Origin of the sequence: Pseudomonas sp. S3E12, assembly GCF_001702295.1 — a bacterium.
Classification (GTDB): domain Bacteria; phylum Pseudomonadota; class Gammaproteobacteria; order Pseudomonadales; family Pseudomonadaceae; genus Aquipseudomonas; species Aquipseudomonas marginalis.
Genome location: NZ_MBDT01000033.1, coordinates 1 through 19,910, shown reverse-complemented (window position 1 = coordinate 19,910; position 19,910 = coordinate 1). Strand labels below are relative to the sequence as shown.

Annotated in this window: 19 protein-coding genes; 6 read left to right on the top strand and 13 right to left on the bottom strand. The window is 58.3% G+C overall.

All coding sequences use genetic code 11. The features are described from left to right. Positions 1–9: 9 nt before the first annotated feature. From BB029_RS28495 to BB029_RS28485, 3 genes are read right to left on the bottom strand one after another with little or no spacing between them, the layout of a single operon-like run. A complete protein-coding gene (locus BB029_RS28495) occupies positions 10–876 on the bottom strand; it encodes a carbohydrate ABC transporter permease (protein ID WP_025858174.1) in 867 nt (288 codons plus the stop codon). Then, the gene (locus tag BB029_RS28490) at positions 873–1,970 is read right to left on the bottom strand and encodes an ABC transporter ATP-binding protein (RefSeq protein ID WP_065941800.1); all 1,098 of its coding nucleotides are present in this window, start codon (positions 1,968–1,970) and stop codon (positions 873–875) included. Before BB029_RS28490 ends, BB029_RS28495 begins: the two co-directional genes overlap by 4 nt. Continuing rightward, positions 1,970–3,064: an ABC transporter ATP-binding protein gene (locus BB029_RS28485; RefSeq protein WP_027607299.1), complete on the bottom strand. Its 1,095-nt coding sequence runs from the start codon at positions 3,062–3,064 to the stop codon at positions 1,970–1,972. The genes BB029_RS28490 and BB029_RS28485 overlap by 1 nt, the downstream gene beginning before the upstream one ends. Positions 3,065–3,328: 264 nt before the next feature. On the opposite strand from BB029_RS28485, the gene BB029_RS28480 reads away from it, so the two are divergent. Continuing rightward, the gene (locus tag BB029_RS28480; protein WP_065941799.1) at positions 3,329–5,146 is read left to right on the top strand and encodes a sigma-54-dependent Fis family transcriptional regulator; all 1,818 of its coding nucleotides are present in this window, start codon (positions 3,329–3,331) and stop codon (positions 5,144–5,146) included. Here BB029_RS28480 and BB029_RS28475 read toward each other — a convergent pair. From BB029_RS28475 to BB029_RS28465, 3 genes are all read right to left on the bottom strand, one after another. Continuing rightward, entirely contained in the window at positions 5,143–6,075 is a 933-nt protein-coding gene (locus BB029_RS28475) for a FecR family protein (protein WP_065941798.1), read from the bottom strand. The genes BB029_RS28480 and BB029_RS28475 overlap by 4 nt on opposite strands. Continuing rightward, on the bottom strand, positions 6,072–6,614 hold the full coding sequence (locus tag BB029_RS28470; RefSeq protein WP_065941797.1) for a sigma-70 family RNA polymerase sigma factor: 543 nt from the start codon (positions 6,612–6,614) through the stop codon (positions 6,072–6,074). Before BB029_RS28470 ends, BB029_RS28475 begins: the two co-directional genes overlap by 4 nt. Before the next feature lie 121 nt (positions 6,615–6,735). Further along, on the bottom strand, positions 6,736–8,853 hold the full coding sequence (locus BB029_RS28465) for a TonB-dependent receptor domain-containing protein (protein WP_065941796.1): 2,118 nt from the start codon (positions 8,851–8,853) through the stop codon (positions 6,736–6,738). Positions 8,854–9,092: 239 nt separating this feature from the next. Here BB029_RS28465 and BB029_RS33435 point away from each other — a divergent pair, with 239 nt between their 5' ends. The 3 genes from BB029_RS33435 to BB029_RS33510 all read left to right on the top strand — a co-directional run bounded on the left by BB029_RS33435 (position 9,093) and on the right by BB029_RS33510 (position 10,453). After that, positions 9,093–9,251: a hypothetical protein gene (locus BB029_RS33435; RefSeq protein WP_168166847.1), complete on the top strand. Its 159-nt coding sequence runs from the start codon at positions 9,093–9,095 to the stop codon at positions 9,249–9,251. Between the two features lie 4 nt (positions 9,252–9,255). Further along, positions 9,256–9,882: a helix-turn-helix domain-containing protein gene (locus BB029_RS28455; RefSeq protein ID WP_065941794.1), complete on the top strand. Its 627-nt coding sequence runs from the start codon at positions 9,256–9,258 to the stop codon at positions 9,880–9,882. Between the two features lie 64 nt (positions 9,883–9,946). After that, complete coding sequence (locus tag BB029_RS33510) at positions 9,947–10,453, top strand: hypothetical protein (RefSeq protein ID WP_065941793.1); 507 nt, start codon at positions 9,947–9,949, stop codon at positions 10,451–10,453. Positions 10,454–10,706: 253 nt separating this feature from the next. Here BB029_RS33510 and BB029_RS28445 read toward each other — a convergent pair whose 3' ends face one another. The 7 genes from BB029_RS28445 to BB029_RS33965 form a co-directional block, all read right to left on the bottom strand. Continuing rightward, complete coding sequence (locus BB029_RS28445; protein ID WP_065941792.1) at positions 10,707–10,976, bottom strand: hypothetical protein; 270 nt, start codon at positions 10,974–10,976, stop codon at positions 10,707–10,709. A gap of 166 nt (positions 10,977–11,142) precedes the next feature. Further along, positions 11,143–11,619 carry a GAF domain-containing protein gene (locus BB029_RS28440; protein ID WP_065941791.1) on the bottom strand — a complete coding sequence of 159 codons (477 nt, stop codon included), beginning with the start codon at positions 11,617–11,619 and terminating at the stop codon, positions 11,143–11,145. 79 nt (positions 11,620–11,698) lie between these two features. Next, the gene (locus tag BB029_RS28435) at positions 11,699–12,448 is read right to left on the bottom strand and encodes a hypothetical protein (protein WP_065941790.1); all 750 of its coding nucleotides are present in this window, start codon (positions 12,446–12,448) and stop codon (positions 11,699–11,701) included. A gap of 502 nt (positions 12,449–12,950) precedes the next feature. Next, positions 12,951–13,583 (bottom strand): hypothetical protein, encoded by a 633-nt coding sequence (locus BB029_RS28430; protein WP_065941789.1) that lies wholly within the window; start codon positions 13,581–13,583, stop codon positions 12,951–12,953. Positions 13,584–13,684: 101 nt separating this feature from the next. After that, a complete protein-coding gene (locus tag BB029_RS28425) occupies positions 13,685–13,969 on the bottom strand; it encodes a hypothetical protein (RefSeq protein ID WP_065941788.1) in 285 nt (94 codons plus the stop codon). 30 nt (positions 13,970–13,999) lie between these two features. Continuing rightward, complete coding sequence (locus tag BB029_RS28420) at positions 14,000–14,896, bottom strand: hypothetical protein (protein WP_065941787.1); 897 nt, start codon at positions 14,894–14,896, stop codon at positions 14,000–14,002. 341 nt (positions 14,897–15,237) lie between these two features. Continuing rightward, positions 15,238–15,801, bottom strand: coding sequence for a hypothetical protein (locus BB029_RS33965; protein ID WP_227451610.1), 564 nt, complete (start codon positions 15,799–15,801; stop codon positions 15,238–15,240). A 1,025-nt stretch (positions 15,802–16,826) separates the two neighbouring features. Here BB029_RS33965 and BB029_RS28410 point away from each other — a divergent pair. Together BB029_RS28410 and BB029_RS28395 are read left to right on the top strand one after the other, a co-directional pair. Next, positions 16,827–18,254 carry a hypothetical protein gene (locus BB029_RS28410; protein WP_065941785.1) on the top strand — a complete coding sequence of 476 codons (1,428 nt, stop codon included), beginning with the start codon at positions 16,827–16,829 and terminating at the stop codon, positions 18,252–18,254. 485 nt (positions 18,255–18,739) lie between these two features. After that, a protein-coding gene (locus tag BB029_RS28395; RefSeq protein ID WP_141696496.1) for an IS3 family transposase occupies positions 18,740–19,902 on the top strand; the annotation gives its coding sequence in 2 pieces (ribosomal slippage) (positions 18,740–18,992 and positions 18,992–19,902; 1,164 coding nt in all). The last annotated feature ends 8 nt before the right edge of the window (positions 19,903–19,910 follow it).

Genomic DNA, 19,910 nt, shown 5'->3' with positions numbered 1-19,910 from the left:
TTGGCGGCCTCAGCGGTTGGCGTCGGAGTGGGTCATGGCGGTGTAGAACAGCCAGGACACCAACAGGATGATCAGGAAGTACACCAGGGAAAACGCCGCCGCCGGGCCCAGGTCGAATTGGCCTACGGCCATCTGGGTCAGCGTCTGACTGAGGAACGTCGTGGCATTCCCCGGCCCGCCCCCCGTGAGGACGAAGGGCTCGGTGTAGATCATGAAACTGTCCATGAAGCGCAGCATCACCGCGATCAGCAGCACGCTTTTCATCTTCGGCAGCTGGATATGCCGGAACACCGCCCACGCCGAAGCCCGATCGATACGTGCGGCCTGGTAGTACACATCCGGGATCGCTCGCAGCCCGGAATAACACAGCAGCGCCACCAGTGAGGTCCAGTGCCACACGTCCATCACCAGCACCGTGACCCAGGCGTCCATGGTGTTGGCCGCGTAGTTGTAGCTGATGCCCAGGGCGTTGAGGCTGTAGCCCAGCAGGCCGATATCGGCGCGGCCGAAGATTTGCCAGATGGTGCCCACCACGTTCCACGGAATCAGCAGCGGAATGGCGAGGATGATCAGCACCAGCGACGACCAGCGGCCCTTGGTCGGCATGGTCAGGGCGATAGCGATGCCCAGGGGGATTTCGATCAGCAGCACGCAGGCCGAATAGATGAACTGGCGCAGCAGCGAGTCATGCAGGCGCGGGTCGAGCAGCACCTGCTTGTACCAGTCGGCGCCGACAAAGTAGCGGCTGGACTGGTCGAAGATGTCCTGCACCGAATAGTTGACCACCGTCATCATCGGGATCACCGCACTGAATGCCACCAGCAGGAACACCGGTAACACCAGCCACCAGGCCTTGTTGTTCTGCACCTTGTTCATGGCTGCACCTCCAGCAGGTAATCGTCGGCATACACCATCAGCCACTGCGCGGGAAAGCTGATGGACGCCCTGCCCTCGGGCACCGGTTTGTCTTCGGCCAGGCGCACCTTGAGGGTGGCGCCGTCGAGGTTGAGGGTCATGATCTTGTAGGTGCCGAGGTCTTCGAGGTGAGTGACATCGGCTTGCAGGGCGTCAGGGTTGTATTCGTCCCACACGTGAATGAATTCCGGGCGGATCCCCACCTGCAGCGTCTTGTAGTCGCTGCCGGCGATACGTTGCTGCAAGGCCTCGGACAACGGCAGAAGCGTGCCGGCAAAGCGCACACCGCCGGCCTCGGCCTGCACCTCGATCAGATTCATCCCAGGGCTACCGATGAAATAGCCGACAAAGGTGTGGCTGGGCCGCTCGAACAACTCACGGGGCGTGCCGAATTGCACGATCTGCCCGCCGTACATCACCGCGATCTTGTCGGCGAAGGTCGAGGCCTCAAGCTGGTCATGGGTGACGTAGACCATGGTGATATTGAACTGCTCATGGATCTGCTTGAGCTTGCGCCGCAGCTTCCACTTCAGGTGCGGGTCGATCACCGTCAGCGGTTCGTCAAAGAGGATGGCCGACACGTCATCCCGCACCAGGCCACGGCCCATGGAGACTTTCTGTTTTTCATCGGCGGAGAGGTTGCGGGCTTTTTTGCTCAGCAGGTTTTGCAGGTCGAGGACTTCGGCAATTTCCTGCACCTTGCTGTGAATTTTCGCCTCGGCCATGCCCTGGTTTCGCAGGGGAAAGGCCAGGTTATCGAACACGGTCATGGTGTCGTACACCACCGGGAACTGGAACACCTGGGCGATGTTGCGTTTTTCCGGGGTGAGGTCGTTGACCACTCGGGTATCGAACAACACCTGCCCTTCGGACGGGCTGAGCAGGCCGGAGATGATATTGAGCAACGTCGACTTGCCGCAGCCCGACGGCCCTAGCAAGGCGTAGGCACCGCCCTGCTCCCACACGTGGTTCATTGCCCGGATGGCGTAGTCCTCGGGGCCGCTCGGTGTGGGACTGTAGCTGTGCGCCAGGTTCTGCAAATGGATCTCGGCCATCAGGCAACCCTCGCGACGCGGCGCCCGGGGGCCTGGACCAAACGGCCCTGGCCATCGAACACAAACAGTTTATGGGTGGGGATGTACACACGGATCGGCGCGTCGACGTCGTACTCATGCACCCCCGGCAGGTGCAGCACCAGCAGGAAATGCTCGCTGCGCACATGCAGGAAGGTTTCCGAACCGCTGATTTCGGCGACTTCCACGGTCACCGCCAGCTCGAGGTCGTCGTCGTTGCTCGGCACCAGGCTGATATGGCTGGGGCGCACACCAAAGCGGAATTCGCCTTCGCCGATGGGGCGCAGGTCGACGTTCAACGGGAAGTGCACAAAATTGGCGAAGCTCACCTCATTACCGCTGATACGCCCCGGCATCAGGTTGATCGGCGGCTCGGAAAACAGCTCGGCGGCCAACACGGTCTGCGGCTGGTGATACACCTCGGCGGCCTTGCCGCTCTGGATCACCCGGCCTTCGTGAAGAATGGTGGTGGTGCCACCCAGGGCCAGGGCCTCGTTGGGCTCGGTGGTGGCGTAGATGGCAATGGTATGCCGCGCCTTGAACAGCTCGCGCATTTCCTGACGCAGCTCTTCGCGCAGTTTGTAGTCCAGGTTCACCAGTGGCTCGTCGAACAGGATCAGTTCGGCATCTTTCACCAACGCGCGGGCCATGGCCGTGCGTTGCTGCTGGCCACCGGACAACTCCAGCGGGTGGCGTTGCAGGAATTTCTCGATGCGCAGCATCCGCGCGGTTTCCAGCACCTTGCTCTGGATCAGCTCGTTGGACACACCGGCCTGGCGCAACGGCGAGGCGATGTTTTCGAACACGGTCATGGTCGGGTAGTTGATGAACTGCTGATACACCATCGACACGTTGCGCAGGCGCACTGGTTTGTGGGTGACATCCACGCCGTTCATCAGGATGCGCCCGCTGTCGGGCTTGTCCAGGCCCGCCATCAGGCGCATCAGGCTGGTCTTGCCGGACAGGGTGCGGCCAAGCAAGACGTTGAAGGAACCGGCTTCGAAGCGCAGGTTGGCGTCGTCGATCCAGGTTTGGCCTTCGACGACGCGGGAGACATGTTCCAGGGTCAATGACATGACACGACCTTTTTTATTATTGGAATGAATCTGGCCAGTCGTCAGAGCGAGTTTCATGCCAAAAACGGCAGGTGCTTGATCCGCAAGGAAATGGGTGAAAAGGGATGTTCAGGAGCGAACAGAAATGAACAGGTCTGGCTGAACAACTGAACAATCCGGGGGTTGACAATGAACAGTTCTGAACAACACTCTTTGAACCCGATTGACGTGGTTGCATCCGTTGGATTGTGCAAGACCCCAAAACAATAAAAAGAAGGTCGCCCCATGGCCGAACCCCTGGCTCACGACACCCTTATCCAGGAATCCTGGCGCCGTTGCCGCGCCTTCGGCCTGGACCACCAGAGCACGCCCAGCTTCGATCAACTGCCCGCCGAGGGCATCAGCCAATTGCTGGAAAGCCAGCATTCCCTGGTACAGACCACGCATCAGGAAGTCCTGCCCTACTACGAAAACATCCTGAGCAATTCCAACTGCCTGATCATGCTGGCCGACAACCAGGGCCAGGTGCTGACCAGTTGGGGCACCCAGCGCTTTATCGAGCCCAAGCTGGCCCGGGGATTCAGCGCCGGCGCCAGCTGGATGGAACGCTCCAGCGGCACCAATGCCATCGGCACCGCACTGGCCTGTGCCCAGGCGGTGCATATCGAACATGACGAACACTTCCTCAAGGCCAACCGCTTCATGACCGGCTCGGCAGCGCCGATCTTCGATGCCCAGCGCGAAATCATCGCGGTGCTGGATGTGTCCAGTGACAGCTACCTGCCGCCCTCCCACACCCTGGGCATGGTCAAGATGATGAGCCAGACCGTGGAAAACCGGCTGATCCTCAACCTGTTTCGCGGCGAACACTTCCAACTGACCTTCAACACCGGCCTGAGCAACCTCGACAGCCAATGGGCGGGCCTGCTGATCTTTGATGAGAGCGGCCAGGTGCTTTCGGCCAACCGCCGGGCAGACAACCTGCTGGGCATCAGTTTGTCGCGGGTGATGATCGACAGTTTGTTCAAGGTATCGCTGCTGGAGTTGCTCAATCAGCCGGAGGGCCTGCCCTTTTCGTTGCAGGCGGCGGGACGCAATCGCTTCCAGTGCCTGCTGAAGCGACCGAAGCAGATGCCGGTGCAGGCCCGCGTGTTCAGCGAGCCCGTTGCGCCAAAGCCCGCCGCGATTGGCCTGAAGACCTTGCACTTTGGTGATGTGCGCGTGGAAAAAGCCGTGCGCCAGGCCGAACGCCTGCTGGAGAAGGACATCCCGCTGCTGATCCACGGGGAAACCGGGGTGGGCAAGGAAGTCTTCGTCAAGGCCCTGCACCAGGCCAGTTCCCGCAGCCAGCAGGCGTTTATCGCGGTGAACTGTGCGGCGATTCCCGCCGAGCTGGTGGAATCGGAACTGTTCGGCTACGAAAAAGGCGCGTTCACCGGCGCCAACCAGAAAGGCAGCATCGGCCTGATCCGCAAGGCCGACAAAGGCACGCTGTTCCTCGATGAAATCGGCGATATGCCGCTGCCGACGCAAGCGCGCCTGTTGCGGGTATTGCAGGAGCGTTGCGTGCAACCGGTGGGCAGCAGCGAGTTGTTCCCGGTGGATTTGCGCATCATCTCGGCCACTAACCGGGCCTTGCGCGAGCAGGTCCAGGCCGGGCGCTTTCGCGAGGATTTGTACTACCGCATCGGCGGCCTGACCCTTGAATTACCACCGCTACGCGAACGCAGCGACAAACGGGCGCTGTTCCAGCAACTGTGGCAGCAACACCGGGAGCCAAGCCAGTGGGCCGGGCTCAGCGCCGAGGTGCTGGCGCTGTTCGAACAGCACCCGTGGCCCGGCAACCTGCGCCAGGTGAGCAGCGTGTTGCAGGTGGCGCTGGCGATGGCGGAGGAACAGCCGATCCGTCCGGAGCATCTGCCGGACGATTTTTTTGTGGATTTGAAAGTGACAGCGCCGCTGCCCGCCAGCGAATACCTGGATGACAGCATCGACCTGACCCAGCGTCTGAAGGCGGCCGGTGGGAATATTTCCCACCTGGCGCGGGAGCTGGGGGTAAGCCGCAACACCTTGTACAAGCGCCTGCGCCAGAACGAACGCTAGCGCGGCTTGACCACCACCAGCAGGTCGGTGAAGTACTCCACCTGGATCGGTAGGTTATCCGCCAACGTCGAGAGTGCCGCCGCCGTGTCATCCAGCTTGAACACCCCGGTCACCCGCAGGTTCTGCAGGGCCTGGGCGTCGAAGCGCACGAGGCCGTGGCGATAGCTGGCCAGGGTTTGTAGCACCTCGCTCAGGGGTTGGTCGTTGACCTTGAGCAGGCCACGGGTCCAGGCGTCCGGGTCGGTGTTGCCGCTGGCCTGGGGCGGCTGGGCGCGGCCATGGTCGAGGATCGAGCGCTGGCCGGCGGCGACCTTGACGCCTTCGCTGCTGTCACCTTTGACTGCCACGGTGGACTCGATCACCGTCACCACCGTGGTGCCGTCTGGCGCACGCTTGACCAGGTAACGCGTGCCCAATGCCGTCGCCGTGCCTTGGTCGGTGCGCACCACGAAGGGTCGTTGCGCGTCCTTGGCCACGTCGACCCAGAGTTCGCCTTGCAGCAGTTCGATCACCCGTTGGTGACCGTCGAATTTCACGTCCACCGCCGAGTTGCTGTTGAGTTGCAACTGACTGCCGTCTTCGAGGGCGATCTGGCGGCGCTCACCCACGCCGGTGCGCTGGTCGGCCATCCATACGGGCAGATGCTCCAAGCTTAGCCAGCCGCACAGCACGATGCCGAGCACACCCATCACCTGTGCACCGCGCGCGCGTCGCGGCGCAAACGCACGGTTCAGGGCCAGGCGTGCAGGTTGTGCAGGCAAGGTGTCGAGGCTGCCCCACAGCGAGCGCATGCGTTCGATGGCGACCGCGTGACGCGGGTCTGCCTGGCACCAGGCGTTGAAGGCTTGGCGCTCGGCCTCACTGACCTCTTCGTCATGCAGGCGTGTCAGCCAATTCGCGGCTTGCCGGATGATCTGTTCGGAGTTCATGCCAGCGGGTCTGCCGCATGCAGGCTGTGGTAGCAGTGCACCAGGGCGCTGGAGATGTAGTTTTTGACGGTGCTGGCGGACACGCCCAGGCGTGTGGCGATTTCACTGTAGGTCAGCCCGTCGAGGCGACTCAGCAGGAAGGCTTCGCGGGCCTTGGCGGGTAAGCCGGCAAGCATTTCGGCGATGCGTTCCAGGGCTTGCAGGGCGACATGGATCGCGGCCGGATCGGGCATGCCGGCGTCCTCGCTCTGGATGACCAGGGCTTCCATGTAGGCTTTTTCAATCCGACGCCGCCGGGCGCCATCGATCAGTAAACGCCCTGCCGTGGTGGCCAGGAAGGCCCGCGGTTCCTTGATATTTTGCGGCTCGGCCAGCATCAGCACACGGATGAAGGCATCGTGGGCCAGGTCGGCGGCGTGCTGGGAACACCCCAGTTTTCTGCGCAGCCAGCCCTGCAACCAGCCGTGGTGCTCGCTGTACATCGCCGTAAGGGTCTGCTGACGCACTAAATCGCCCAACGCGGCCGGAATGTCATGCATGCGCAAAATAGTCTCAAATGGGAAGAGTTACCAATTGCGCAAACAATGCCAGTAAAACGGTGTAGGAGCAAGGCCCTCCCCGTCGCAGCCCGCTCGCCACAGGGGGCTGGATAGCTGCGGCTTAGCGCCAGCTCCATGAGACACCGGTGTAGATTCCGCGGCCGTCGGCCGGGGTTGAGCGTGCGACATCCAGGCCCTTGTCGTCGTAGCCCGGCGTGACGGTGTTGGCGTAGCGACGGTTGGTGAGGTTGCGCAGGTCGACCCAGGCTTGCCAGTCCTGCTTGGGGGCGTCGTAGCCGAAGGTCGCGCCCAGAAGGGTGTAGGACGCGGCGTAATAGGTATTGGCGTAATCCACCGCCACCCGCGAGGAATGCTCGGTATTGAGGCTGGTGTAGAAGCCCGTCGGGTGGCTGTAGCGCAGTTGCGCCTGATAGTAGTGCTGGGGGATGCCCGGCAAGCGGTTGCCACCGAAACGGTCGTCGTCGCGGTAGTGGAAGTCGCTGAAGGTATAGGCCTGGCGCACGTCGAGCTTACCGCTGCGGCCACCGTCCCATAGCGGGCTGAGCAGGCCCAGTTCCACCCCCTGGTGCACGGTGGGGCTGGCGTTGGACTCGGCGACGATGGCATTGCTGGTCGAGGTCTGGGCCTGGGTTTCCACGGTGAGCAGTTCGTGACGCACTTCGGAGCGATAGAGCGCCAGGTCCCACTGGCCGAGCCATGCTTCGCCACGGCCACCGATTTCCAGGGTGGTGGCGGTCTGGTTTTTCAGGCTTACGCCTTCGCGTTGTAATCCAGTGGCCGGGCCGCTGCCCGCCGGAAAGTACTTGTTGGAACCCCAGATCATCGACCACGCATGCGGAGGCTCGACCGAGCGGCTCAGGTTGCCGTACACCTGCAGCTGCGGACTAAAGTCATAGCGCAGGCCGAGGCGCGGTGCGTAGTCCCAGTCATGCTGGCTGAGCGGCGCCTGGCCTTCGGGATAGGTGACCTGGGTCTCACGGCGGGTGTAGATCGCGGCCAGGCCGGTGGTCAGCCACAGGTCCTGGGCCAGTTCCAGGTCGTTGCCGATATGCAGCACGGTGTCGGAGCCCAGGTAGCTGTAGTCGCGGGTCTTGGTGCCGGGGGCGTAAGTTGCGGTGTTGCCGGCTGGCGTGCGCACGTATTCCGATGCGCCGTTGTTGGGCATCGCCTGGGTGGTGCGCAAGCCGAGGGTGGTTTTGCTGTCGTGGCCGAACAGCGTGTCCTGGCGGATGTAATTCAGGGTGCTGCTGATATCGGTGTAGACCACCTTGAGGCGGTTGGTGCCTTCGCGCAGGTCCATCGGGTAATCGTGGTACGCCAGCCCGACTTCCAGGCGCGAACTGTCGTCCAACTGCAAGGTGGTCTTGTTGGCGATCCAGGTGGAACCCGGTTGCAGGCGCTTGGAGTCACGGGCAGCGTTGAGACTGTTGGCGGCGCGCGGGTCGTGGCTGATCTGGGCGCGGGTGAGTTTGCCGGGGGTGTCGTTGGTGGTTTCGCGGTAGCGGAAATAGAAACGGGTTTCCAGGTCCGGGTTGAAGCGGTAGCCGAAGTTGGCGGCCACGCCCTTGCCGGTGGCGGCGCTCTGGCGCTGGTAGCCGTCGGATTCCGAGTCGGTGAGGCTGATGTAGTAGTCGGCATCCCCCAGCACCTGGCCCGAACTGATCTCGCGCTGGGCATAGCCACGGCTGCCGGCTTCGTAACGCACTTGCAGCTTGGGCGCATCGTAGCCGGTATGGGTCACGTAGTTGACCGCGCCGCCCAGGGCCAACGCGCCTTGATCAAAACCGTTGGCGCCGCGCAATACCTCGACGCGGCTTTGCCACAATGGGTCCTTGAGTTCATATGGGGTGCCGCCGGGGCCGGTCAGCGGCAAGCCATCGAACATCTCATAGAGCCCGGAGGCGTGGGCGCCTGGGCTGCGGTTCAGGCCCGAACCGCGAATGGACAGCTTCACCCCATCGTTATTCGCCGCCTTGGCATACACACCCGGCTGGTACTTGAACACGTCTTCGTTGGTGCTCACCCGCCCCTGCTGCACGCTGCTCATGTCGATGTAATTGGTGGCGCCGGGCACGCTCTTGAGCTGCGCCTGGGCCACTTCGCCGGCACCGGCCTCGGGCGTGGTGACTTCGACCGGCGCCAATTGCAGGTCTTCGGCGTGCACCAGCGAGCTAAAGGTCAGGGCGGCGAACAGGAACGGAGGTGGGCGCAGCAGCATGGGCGGATCCTTGGAATTCGGGGGCGTGAAAGGCTGGGCCGTCACGCGAACAGTGATGGGAAGACAACGATGCTCGCCAAGTCACGCCTTAATAACGGACCAGACGCTTCCCACAACAGCGTCGGACCGGGTTTATTTTTAAGTCCAAAATCGAATTAATACATGCAAACTCAGTATTTAAGGAAATAACCGACACGCATTACTGTGGAGCCATCGAGTCACCTACGAGATCGCCTCCCATGCCTGCATCCGCCACCGTCATCGACTTTACCCTCCACCGCAAACGCCGCCAGGCACGTGCTGCGGCCGAGTTGATGTGGGCGATGTACGCGGCGCGCGCAGGGTTGGCGGTGTTTACCACCCACGCCGTAACGCCCAGCGATACACGCCGGGCGTAGGCCAATGAATTTCCTGCATGTGATTCCCGAACCGCCCGAACCGCTGCCCAAGCCCAGCACCGATGACGATGTGATCAGCTTGTGCGTGGCGCATAACCTGCAACGCCTGCGCAGCAAACGGCACTTGTCACTGGACGCACTTGCACGCGCCTGCGGCGTGAGCCGGGCAATGCTGGCGCAGATCGAATCCGGGCGCAGCGTGCCGTCGATCAAGGTGTTGTGCAAAATTGCCAAGGGCCTGAAGGTGTCGGTGGCGGCGTTCCTGGAAGATCGCGCGTTCGAAGGGGTGGAAGTGTTGCCGGCGCAGCAGAGCAAGCGCCTGGTGAGTGCCGATGGCGCGTTTATCAGCCGCGCATTGTTTCCCTACGATACGGCACGCCAGTCCGAGTTCTACGAGATTCGCCTGCGTGCGCTTGGGGAGGAAGTGTCCAAAGGCCACGGCCCGGGCATCCAGGAAAACCTGGTGGTGGCCCAAGGCGTACTGGAAGTCAGCGTCAATGACGAGCGCTACCTGCTGTCCACCGGCGATTCAATTCTGTTCTACGCCGACCAGCCCCACCGCTACCGCAACCCGGCGGACAGCGAAGCCGTGGCGTTCCTGGTGATCACCTACCCCGAGCGGCTGGATTAATCCCGGCAAAAAAAACGCCCCGACTTATCGGGGCGTTTTTTCATCGCGCGGGACCTGTCAGCAGGTGCAGCACATCATCGGCATGCCGTTGCAGCTCATCATCATGGGCATGGCGCAGTCGTTCATCATTTTGTTCATGAGCATGCAGCAGTTGTTCATCATGTCCATGCTCATGCCCGGCATCGGCATCATTTTGCACATCATGCCGTCAGCCATCATGGTGCATTCCATGACGCACTTCATCATCGGCATGGGCATGCCCATCATCGGCATCATGTTCATGCCGGTCATCATGGCCATGGCGTCGGCCGACATGCACATCATCGACAGGTTGGCGCACTGCATCATCATCGGCATGCCGCAGTTCATCATCATCGCCATCATTTCGGCATTGGTCTTGAACTGGGCCATGTCCATGCCGGCTGCCGGCTTCATGGTGCACATCATGGCGTCAGCGGCCATTTCGCATTTCATGGTGGCCATCATCATCGGCATGCCCATCATCGGCATCATTGGCATGGAGGTGTTCATCGGCATCTGCATTGCATTCATCATGTTCGAAACTCCGTAATCGACAGGAAATGGCTAGGTTCTGGTGCCGATTCTAGAGAGGCCGGAGGGCTGCACAAGACGCCGGCAGAGCAGCAGGAATGGATGTTCCCGGGGACGCTTTGTCGAACAAGACAGCTGCATCGGGTGCGATGACAATGAATCGGACGCTATTGCGTTACTTGCGTCCGTTACCTGGCGTGAATGGGCGTCATGGATATTCGATTGAGGAATCTCGTCCAACCTTAAGGAAATAAACGATCTAACGGATGACCCTAGCCGTCGGGCTTCTCCAGCGACTGCATCAATTCATCGGCCTCCGACCCCGGTGGCAACCTGAACCCATGCATTTCATCAGCGGCAAGAATTTCATCCAGGGCGGCGAGCAACTGCGCTTCTGTCGGCGAGTCCCGCAGCAGTTTATGCGCGGGGAGCAACAACTCGGAGGGAACGCCCTGAACGCTGGCAGCGTCGATCACAGCGAAGAGGATAAAGCGCAGGCGTATTTCGCGGTCCGTCGGCCAAGCCGTTTTTCGCTTACCCAAGGTAGGGCCTCGTTTTTTCAGAAAAATCCGAGGCTATTGTGCACAGACAGGTGTTTCAAGCATCGGGATGCAAGATAGGCAAATTCCTACAGCAGAAAGAGAAACAGCACTCCCCAAGGCCACATTCAACGCTTAAAAGGCTTGCCGCCGGCAAAATAAGCTCGGCTCATGCCCGGCTGCGTTGCAACTCCAAGGTGGTGCCGATAAGCCGCGTAAATATACTCAGGATTTCGAACATCTGTGGGTTCTCAAGCTGCTTGGGCAACACATCCAGGGCGCACAAAGTGCCGAAGACGGTGCCATCCGAAAACACAATGGGCAACGAGATATAACTCTCAAACCCATGGGCCTTGGGCAACGGATGTTCCCAGAACACCGGATCCTTGCTGGCGTGCTCGATGATGATCGACTTGCGATTGGCGCGTGCCTGGTTGCACAGGGTGGCTTCGACCCGCAACTCGTCGCCCACCTCCAGCCCGAAATGCAACTCATCGTGCACGGCACAGGCCACCCAATGACTCTCGGTCATCTTGGAAATGGCGGAAAACCGCATTCCAGTCAAACGCGTGGTGAGTCGCAAAATGTTGGACGTGGTTTCAATCTCCGTAATGGCGTCCAACTCTTCAACCGTTAGATGTTTGATAACACTCTCCTCAAGTCACAGGCGTCATCACTGCATCGGCCATCGGTGGTACGGCTTAACTCACTGCCGACGAAATGCATTACTGCACGGGCAGGAAATTCATCAGCAACAGGCTTTGTGCATAGTTAAGCCCAATACGGCGGTAGCGCTCGTCGAGCATCTGGGTCAACAGGTCAAGGCGCGCAACAATCTTGCCGAACTCGACGGCGAAACTCAGGTTGCTGCCCTCCTCCGAGATCTCGTTGGAAAACAGGAGCAGGACGCCATTTGCATCCTGGCGCTTGCTGAGCAACCAGGTGGCCTTCTCGATATTGCGCGCGGCGTTGCTGACGAACTGCGGGTTGATCGAGTCGGTAATGTAGAACTCGGTACGCCCACCGTGGGCGGTCACGATCATGCTGCCGATGGCATAGATAAACGCCCCGACCCGATCACCCTGAAACTCGGGGCTCAAGGAGTAACTCAGCGCCGCCAGGTCGCGACGCTCCCCGAGTGCGGGCAATGAGCGGCGCTGCTCAATGGCCAGGCGGATCTCCCGCGCAGCGCTCACCGCATCCGGATAACCCGACTGGCGCCACTGGTTGGGGTTGCGCAGATAGAGCTTGTTCATGAGCAAATACAGGCTTTGCAAGTTGTCGCGCATGCCCAGGGTTGCCATGCGATCGACACTGGTCTGGAAGAATTCATCGGGTTTGCCGTTACTGAACTGCTTGGCGATGTCCCGCCCCTGCTGCTGGGTACAGCCACTGGCGCAGAGCATTAACACCACGGCCAGCCACAGTGGCCGACGCACTCGTCGAGTCTTGAATAAAAGTAACGTGCGAGCCATCGGCACCCGATCTGGTTCTTTTGCCCGCGCGGGAAATCGGCAGGGCTGGGACAAAGATAGATTGGAGAAATGAAAAAAAGTGCGATGGGCTGGGCAGATAGTTGTAAGCAGAGCCTGCCGGGGGACTGAATCGGCCCAATCGTGAAAGATTCGTTTCAGGGCCTATACTCAATGGAACAGTTGCGAGTGTTGTTGGCGATCCAGGGAGGATCTACATCGCGTACGGCACTTCTCCCCCGCAGCTGTACAGGAGGGTCGCACAGATGAAACATCCCATTCGAGCTCAGATTTTTGTCCAGGTGATTTGCCTGCTATCGGTGGCTCAGCTTTTCTGCTGAGCCATGGGTCACTGCCTTTAAGATCAGCTGCGCGTGTGGCTGGGGCAGTTTTCGCCCTGTATTTGGGCCCATCAACTTAAATGCCATTGCTGCCGCAGTAGCGTTCGCGCGGGTTTCAAGCGCGGACGGCCCGACACTACGCGTCTGGTATTAACGCGAATGTTTCATTTATCCAGATTCACCAGCTCATGCATCCGCGCCCCTATCATTCCCCGCAACCATTCAGCGTGGAACGCCATTTCGTCCAGAGAGATACCCTCACCCAACCGATATTCGAAAACCTTGTCCTTGGGCCCCTGACCCACGAGATGGAAATGCCCATAGCGATCAAACCGGGCGAGGACGTAGGGGCAGACGTAAATGATGTTGCTGAATGGCACCCGCACTTCGTAGGGCCCGCGGCCACGACGGATAACCGTGAGGCTGAGCAGTTGCTGGTTTTCATCGAACGTAAAGGCCTCCACATGAGGCGTAGAGGCCATCCAGGCAAACATCGCACCGATGAGCACTGCGGTACCGAGCATGAACAGGATGAGCGTCGACGTCGTAAAACTCGATTCAGCACTGGGCGGCGCGCCCTGCAGCGCTCCGAGCCCGGCCAGGAGCAACATCACCAGCCCGTAGCCCGGCAACAGCATCAGTAGCGCAATGTAGAACCCCAGGATCCCCCGACCACTGCCGCCAACGCTCGGTAGATCCGGGCCGTAATACCAGGTGGGTGGGTGCGCGACAGGGCTTCCAGTGCTTGGCGCTCCGGGAAGGGTGGCGACGCGGTGAGGTGGATCTTGACGGTTCATCCAGCCGGCTCCAGGGATTGCAGCGTTCAATAATGGGCGAAAAACCAGGAGTCTTCGCGTACCCCTCAAACCGTTAGTTGGACGCCCGCCTACGGGCAGCCTTACTTGAGCAGGGCAATCACCGCGCAGACAATCATGATCGCCAGCGCCGGCCACTGCATGGGCATGAAAAAGAAGTGATGGCGCACGCCATCTTCATGCACCTGCCGATTCAGGGCAAAGCCAAGCACGGTGTTGATGGCCGAGCCAATCCCCACCCCCATCAACAGTTGCATCAGTGAGGTATTGCCGGGTTTGACGCTGGGGTCGGGCCACACCCCCATCAGCAACAACACCATGGCCACCGGCGTGAACAGCGTCAGCCAGCCTGCGCCGCGATAGATCATCGTTTAATCCTCATGAATGACACGATTGGCTCAAGCCGGCTCGCGTGCTTGCTCTTCAGCCGCAAACACGGCATCGAGTGTGTTGAGGAACAGGTCGTGGCTCAGAATGCCGGTGGCGATGGTCGACAACACGGGTTTGCCGCTCTCGTCCTTGATCACCACCTTTTCGGTCCAGGCGTTGAGGTCGACGGTACGCAGCGACGACATCGGCACCTTGCGCCCTTGGTATTCGAGGAGATCGTGGCTCACCACAATCGGCGTCGTGGTGATTTTGAGGAAGTTGCCGCTGACGCGCTTGCCCCAGACCTGCCCGGAGCTGATGCAATTGAACCTGACTGCCCCACCCGACTCCAGCGTCGCCATCACCCCCGGCAGACGTGCACGTACGTGCAGCTCACGGACCAACTGCTGGAAATCGTGAAAGCCCTTGAGGCTCTCGATCACTCGATGAAACGGCTCCGTGGCATTACGACGGTAGGCCACGTTGGTGATCATGCCGGTCAGCACGGTTTGCCCGGAGCCAAACAGATACAGGTCATCAATCTCGGCAAAGGCGGTGTATTCGCGCTGATCGTTGATGATGCGCTCGATGCCATGCTCATACACGTCGTAACGAGGCGCACGCAGTTTCCTGTGCCAGGCGTAAGCGGCAAATACACCCAGCCCGAGAACCGCCAGCAAAGCGCTGGTGGCGTAAATCAAGGTATGGGGGCTGCTGAAGTTGAAGGCCATGCCACGGGACGTCTGGAGGCTGACCGGCCCCTCATTGCCCGGTGGCAGGATCGTGCCCAGATACAACACAAACCCGGCGAGACCTAACAACACAACGCCAAATATCAAACTGAAAATCAGAAAACCCTTGCCGTGACGGAAACTGGCGATCAGTTCGCCGGTGGCGGAAGGCGCTTGGGAGGGGGATGACTGCATAAATCTTGCGTCCTTGTAATGGGGTAGCGCGCGCCGCGGTTTACGCGGAGCCGATTGAGCCGTGCCCCCACTGGGCAGGCTTGGCACGGCAGGTTGGAACATGGCCCATTAACATCGTTCACTGTGCATATGGGTTAATGCCAACGGGTTCACAACGTTCGCGACATTGGGGCCGGAAACACGAAAGCCCCGCTAAGGCGGGGCTTTCGTTTAAGTCCTGGCGGGAAACCACGCCTGGGACCCTCGTCATCTTTCGGACAATGCAGCTCTTGTTTCACCAGAGATGGAAGTCTTTTTCAGCGTTTCCCTAGCGGGCAAAAGACGTCCCCGGACGCGGAATATTATCGGGCTTGGCGAAGCACAAGCTCCGACAGACGGGTCTTAACTCGGAAGCAGAACTCACGAATTTGAAATTGATAAGCCGGCATAACCATGTAGTTTAAATCGGGACCCAATGAGTCTTTAATTTCCATGTATTTGGCAGTCTTGGCAGCAATGGCCTGGTATTGCGCCTCGTATTTATCGTAAGACGCTTTGTTGTAGACCTTTAAAACATCCAGTTCTTTACGGCATTGCTCAGCGCGATTTTGGTTCAAGTTTGTTTCTGATTCTGACTGAGCCGCCTCCGGAGAAGCTGCTTTCGGGGCGTCAGCACTGGCGTTCGCAGGTGCAGCCTCATATCGCACAGTCCATTTTTCTGGTGTCGAAGGTGCGACTTCAGGCGGTGCTTCCTGGACGACGGCAGGAGGTGGAGTCACATCAGGTTTTTCTGGAGTTTTCGTAGCGCATCCAGAGAGGGCAAGCCCTACCACTACAACGATGCCACACATTTTATCCATCGGTTCCACCAAGAGGTAATTACGGATGGCTGAGTCGTTAGGTTCTGGGTAAAAGTAATAACTCATTCAATGATCGAGTGTAATTTTTCTACCAGCCTCAAGGCGCTCAGCCTCTCTTCCTTGAGTGCGCAGATGAACGATAGTAGTAAAAAAACAAAAAGATGACGAGCAAAAGCTGACTGGAAAAACCACAAATTCAATGTGCCCGTTGAAGTGGTTTCAGTTCCGTGATTCCAGTCCCGGGCTGCATCGGCATCATCAGTATTAGCTGCACGAGTCTGCTACAGGACACAGTAAGCAGAAGATCGCCAAACCCCAGAAACACAAAAGCCCCGCAATCGCGGGGCTTTCGTTTGAATCTTGGCGGGAAACCAGGGATTCGAACCCTGGGAACGCTATTAACGTTCGCCGGTTTTCAAGACCTCTATGCAAAATCAAGCGGGCCGATGTGTTGAGGCCTAACAGCGTTCCATAACTCCCTGTTAGCCGCCAAGCTACAAGCCTTATTCTAAAAGGGCCGCGATTTTAATTTGGGAACTGATCCTGCCCCACCCGACGCTCGCCGCTCGACCAGAAACTGCGCAGGCTTTGACGAGGAAATCGTCGAGCCCCCGGGATATCAGCGTCACTGCGTATCAAAGTTGATTGGACCGGTTTCGACTACCCACTTGGTACCCAGGTAGCGTTGCTTCAATGGGTACATCAAGGCATATCCTTGTGGATGTGAAGCTAGTACCCAGAATGATCAGACTTGGCAACGAATTCAACCACAAACCGACTTGCATTTTCGGCCGACCACCTCATGGCGGCAGCAATTTTCGCGTTGTTGCTCGGCGCTCGAGGGGTCATAGCTCATACGTCCTAATCGTACTGATGAGAAGCCCTAGCCTGACGAGCAGGCCAGCGCACCCCACAAATGGCGACGCCATGCTTCCACGCTGCCCCATAGCGCGGATACGACCATGCTGGCACAATGCATCTAGACCTTGACAAGGATAGCATCCAGGTTGGCTCATTTGCCCCCACAGGCCCTAGCCCTGTCATCAAGACGCAGATTCAGAAACCGTGTAGTTGAGAGGAACGGATTCACTATGAGCAGCCTAATCCCTAAACCACAAATGCAGCTAGTCGACCCACAAGCGCAAATGGTAGTTGACGTGCTGCAAAGCATTGGCTTACCGCACGAAAACATCATTGCTTCTCAAGAAGAAAGAGCAATTATCGGGCAAGCTTTGCCGGCTTTGATTGAGTCACTCCCTCATGATGTCAAACAAGGCGCAAGGTACCTATCCAAATTTGTTGTAGGCGCAGGGTTTGGGCTTTTTGACTACTCCCTCAATGCGATCTGGAATGAAGTCGTTCTAGACTTACACAAAAAGGTAATAGCTTACGGTCTCGATATTTTCTACGACGCTGCAATTGGAGGAAAAAACAGGGAGTTCTATCAAAATGAAGATGACCTTCGTTCAATAAAAGACTCAACTCTTCTGGACACTTGCCGAAAGCTTGAGCTGATCAGCGAGACAACAACAAAAAAACTAAAGCACATGCTCGACATGCGTAACGACATTGGGATATCGCACCCCACGAACTACACAATCAACGCTTACGAACTGTTAGCGTGGCTCACAAACTGCATCAAGGATGTGCTGAATGATCGACCTACTGAATCCGCACTGCAGGTTCAGGCATTTATTCAAAATCTCCGCACATATACGCAGCCCCTTGACTCCGCTAACCTTGCCAGCATTACTAGCAAAATAAATGAACTCGCCTCCCATCACTGCGGGAGCATTCTCAGAACGATGTTCGGGATCTATGTAGCTGCAGATACAGACCCGCAAGTAAGAAAGAACATTTCCTTACTTTCAGTTCCCGTCTGGCAAGCAAGTAATGACGATTTTAAATACCGTCTCGGGTTAACACTCGAAGGTTACAACACTAACCTTCATAAGGATAAATACGAGCTTGGCGTTCAGTTCTTCCAAGCCGTTAATGGTAATGCATTCCGCTCAGATGCCGAGCGAGCAATTATCGTTGATGGACTGATAGACACGTTATTAGAAAAACATCATGCTTGGGACAACTACCACCACGAAGCTCCAGTAGCTGACGACATAATGTCATACATACACAATCAGCAAGACATCCTAGCAAATTTCGCCCCCAAGCTTATTAAGGTTTTCCTCATGTGCCGAATCGGTAATGGCCGAGCATATTGCAGCGGGGTTTCCCCCAGAGGTTCAACCTATTACGATCAACTTCTAGGGTTGCTAGGTGACCAATGGGCGCCTACTGCACTTGCAGCATTTACGACCTTCGATATTCAGGTACAACTCAGTGAAGATCTATGCCGCAAACAAGCATGCAAAGCTCTGGAAAAAGTCAAAGCAGGCGTGGTCAATCAGCGCCTTCAGGAGTGCATCGATTTTCTCCTGACCAACCTCCCAGCTAACGGCAAAGCACCACTTGACAGCAGGTTTAAGCAGCTGACAGCTGGATATCTGACCTGGACCTGAGCCCGTGTTGATTCGACTACTGCACACCCCAATTGTGTAGGGGTATGTAGGGGATATTGGGGGGGAAGCCCGTGGTGGCTGGCCCTAACGCCCACCAGCATACGATTGCATAAATGCATAACTGGCATTGGATGGCATAGATTGGCGTACGGTTTGCCCCATTTTTGCCCCAACACTATCGACCACTACAGAGAGGCCAAAGCCTGCCCTCACCAGCACAAGGATCTACAAGCACCATGTACGACGTTTCTGCGATGGAGTCGGAACTCCAGAATTCGATGGCTGTAGTTAAGAGGAAAATAAGAACCACACTTGCTGCCGCATTCAAAAACGTTTACTGCAGCGATTTAGTGCCCGACCAGTTTTCAGACCAATCCCCCCCTATTGACTTGGTCTCCCTCGTCAGCATTGCAGATCTTAATGTAGTGGTCTAATGAAACCGGACACCCATTTAGGCGAGAATGCTCGCCAGAACGAGGTGTCAGATGACCAAACAACGCCGTACCTTTTCCCCTGAATTCAAACGCGAGGCCGCCGACCTCGTTCTCAAGCAGGATTACAGCTTCATTGAGGCCAGCCGCTCGCTTGGTGTCGGGGAGTCGGCTTTGCGCCGATGGGTCGACCAGGTGCAACAAGAACGCACGGGCGTCACCCCGCAGAGCAAAGCGCTGACCCCGGAGCAGCAGAAAATCCAAGAGCTGGAAGCCCGAATTGCTCGCCTTGAGCGGGAAAAATCGATCTTAAAAAAGGCTACCGCGCTCTTGATGTCGGAAGATCTCGAGCGTTCGCGCTGATTGACCAGTTGAGCATCCACGAGCCGGTTGATTGGCTGTGCAAGGTGTTTGAAGTGACCCGCTCGTGCTACTACGCTCGGCGCCTCAGGCGCCGCACACCGGAAGTAGAACGCCTTCGATTGCGCAGTCGGGTGAACGAGTTGTTCACCCAAGGCCGCAGTGCTCCCGGTAGCCGTAGCATCATGGCCATGATGCAGGACGACGGCGAGCAGATCGGGCGATTCAAAGTGCGCAGCCTGATGCGCGAGCTGGAGTTGGTCAGCAAACAACCGGGATCGCACGCTTACAAAAAGGCGACGGTCGAGCGGCCCGACATTCCTAATATTTTGAACCGGGAGTTTGATGTGCCCACTCCTGACCACGTCTGGTGTGGCGATATCACTTACATCTGGGCTCAAGGGAAATGGCAGTATCTGGCGGTTGTCCTAGATCTTTTTGCCCGCCGTGTTGTGGGCTGGGCGTTGTCGGGAAAGCCGGATGCGGACTTGGTCATCAAGGCCTTGGACATGGCTTACGAGCAGCGAGGGAAGCCTCAAGGTCTGCTGTTCCACTCCGACCAGGGCTCGCAATATGGAAGCCGGAGTTTTCGTCAGCGCCTTTGGCGATATCGCATGCGTCAGAGCATGAGCCGGCGAGGAAATTGTTGGGATAACGCGCCGATGGAGCGGGTGTTCAGGAGCCTGAAAACCGAGTGGATACCGACCATGGGCTACACGACGGCCCAACAAGCTCAGCGGGATATCAGCCATTTTTTGATGCACCGGTACAACTGGATTCGACCGCACCAATTTAATGGTGGGCTGCCACCGGCTCAGGCCGAGAAAAAACTTAACGTCGTGTCCGGGATTAGTTGACCACTACA